At 56.7% G+C, this 2084-nt stretch carries 1 rRNA gene; it reads left to right on the top strand.

The window, feature by feature from the left end:
- Nucleotides 1-116: 116 nt before the first annotated feature.
- Nucleotides 117-1644, top strand: a 16S ribosomal RNA gene (locus ABD088_RS17200).
- The last annotated feature ends 440 nt before the right edge of the window (nucleotides 1645-2084 follow it).

Below are 2084 nucleotides of genomic sequence, written 5' to 3'. Positions count from 1 at the left end.
ATGGTTGTTGTGGGTACACCTCCGTGTGCTTGCAGGAACATATTTGCCAGGATTTATGTAACTTGGTGCAGCCCTTCCCTTGTTTTCCCTTGGGTTGTTGGTTGTGTCTGTATTTTTTTACGGAGAGTTTGATCCTGGCTCAGGATGAACGCTGGCGGCGTGCTTAACACATGCAAGTCGAACGATGACCCTGGTGCTTGCACCAGGTGATTAGTGGCGAACGGGTGAGTAACACGTGAGTAACCTGCCCCCGACTCTGGGATAAGCCCGGGAAACTGGGTCTAATACCGGATATTCACTTCCTTCCGCATGGAGGGTGGTGGAAAGATTTATCGGTGGGGGATGGACTCGCGGCCTATCAGCTTGTTGGTGGGGTAATGGCCTACCAAGGCGACGACGGGTAGCCGGCCTGAGAGGGTGACCGGCCACACTGGGACTGAGACACGGCCCAGACTCCTACGGGAGGCAGCAGTGGGGAATATTGCACAATGGGCGAAAGCCTGATGCAGCGACGCCGCGTGAGGGATGACGGCCTTCGGGTTGTAAACCTCTTTCAGTAGGGAAGAAGCGAAAGTGACGGTACCTGCAGAAGAAGCGCCGGCTAACTACGTGCCAGCAGCCGCGGTAATACGTAGGGCGCAAGCGTTATCCGGAATTATTGGGCGTAAAGAGCTCGTAGGCGGTTTGTCGCGTCTGCCGTGAAAGTCCGGGGCTCAACCCCGGATCTGCGGTGGGTACGGGCAGACTAGAGTGATGTAGGGGAGACTGGAATTCCTGGTGTAGCGGTGAAATGCGCAGATATCAGGAGGAACACCGATGGCGAAGGCAGGTCTCTGGGCATTAACTGACGCTGAGGAGCGAAAGCATGGGGAGCGAACAGGATTAGATACCCTGGTAGTCCATGCCGTAAACGTTGGGCACTAGATGTGGGGGACATTCCACGTTTTCCGCGTCGTAGCTAACGCATTAAGTGCCCCGCCTGGGGAGTACGGCCGCAAGGCTAAAACTCAAAGGAATTGACGGGGGCCCGCACAAGCGGCGGAGCATGCGGATTAATTCGATGCAACGCGAAGAACCTTACCAAGGCTTGACATGGGCCGGATCGCCGCAGAAATGTGGTTTCCCCTTTGGGGCCGGTTCACAGGTGGTGCATGGTTGTCGTCAGCTCGTGTCGTGAGATGTTGGGTTAAGTCCCGCAACGAGCGCAACCCTCGTTCCATGTTGCCAGCACGTAGTGGTGGGGACTCATGGGAGACTGCCGGGGTCAACTCGGAGGAAGGTGAGGACGACGTCAAATCATCATGCCCCTTATGTCTTGGGCTTCACGCATGCTACAATGGCCGGTACAATGGGTTGCGATACTGTGAGGTGGAGCTAATCCCAAAAAGCCGGTCTCAGTTCGGATTGGGGTCTGCAACTCGACCCCATGAAGTCGGAGTCGCTAGTAATCGCAGATCAGCAACGCTGCGGTGAATACGTTCCCGGGCCTTGTACACACCGCCCGTCAAGTCACGAAAGTTGGTAACACCCGAAGCCGGTGGCCCAACCCCTTGTGGGAGGGAGCCGTCGAAGGTGGGACCGGCGATTGGGACTAAGTCGTAACAAGGTAGCCGTACCGGAAGGTGCGGCTGGATCACCTCCTTTCTAAGGAGCAACTAACATCGCGGGGCCTGCCAACTGGTGGGTTCTCTTGTGGTGTTCAGTGTTTGCCCGTTTCTGCCACTTGTGTTGGCAGGCGGGTGCTCATGGGTGGAATGTCAACGAATCATGGCCTGGAACCTGGTGGTTCCCTGTTTCGAGTACGCAGCATGCTTTCGGGTGTGGTGTTGGAAAGAGTGGGGAACGGCCGCGGGTTCCGGGTCTATGGCACACTGTTGGGCCCTGAAACAACAGGCCCCATTGACCGGTACGTGCCGGCACTTCGGTGTCGGTGGTAGTGGTGTGGGTTTTGTTTGTTTTGGCTCCCGCGCATGGCCTATGCCGCACATGTCAGCCCCTTTTGTGGGGGTGTGTGTGGTGGTGGGTGTGACGGGGTTGTTGTTTGGGAACTGCATAGTGGACGCGAGCATCTTGCAAGGACAACA

The sequence above is a fragment of the Arthrobacter rhombi genome (assembly GCF_039526245.1).
GTDB lineage: Bacteria > Actinomycetota > Actinomycetes > Actinomycetales > Micrococcaceae > Arthrobacter_H > Arthrobacter_H rhombi.
The sequence above is the reverse complement of the archived record's forward strand: the minus strand, read 5'-3'. Positions and strand labels throughout refer to the sequence as shown.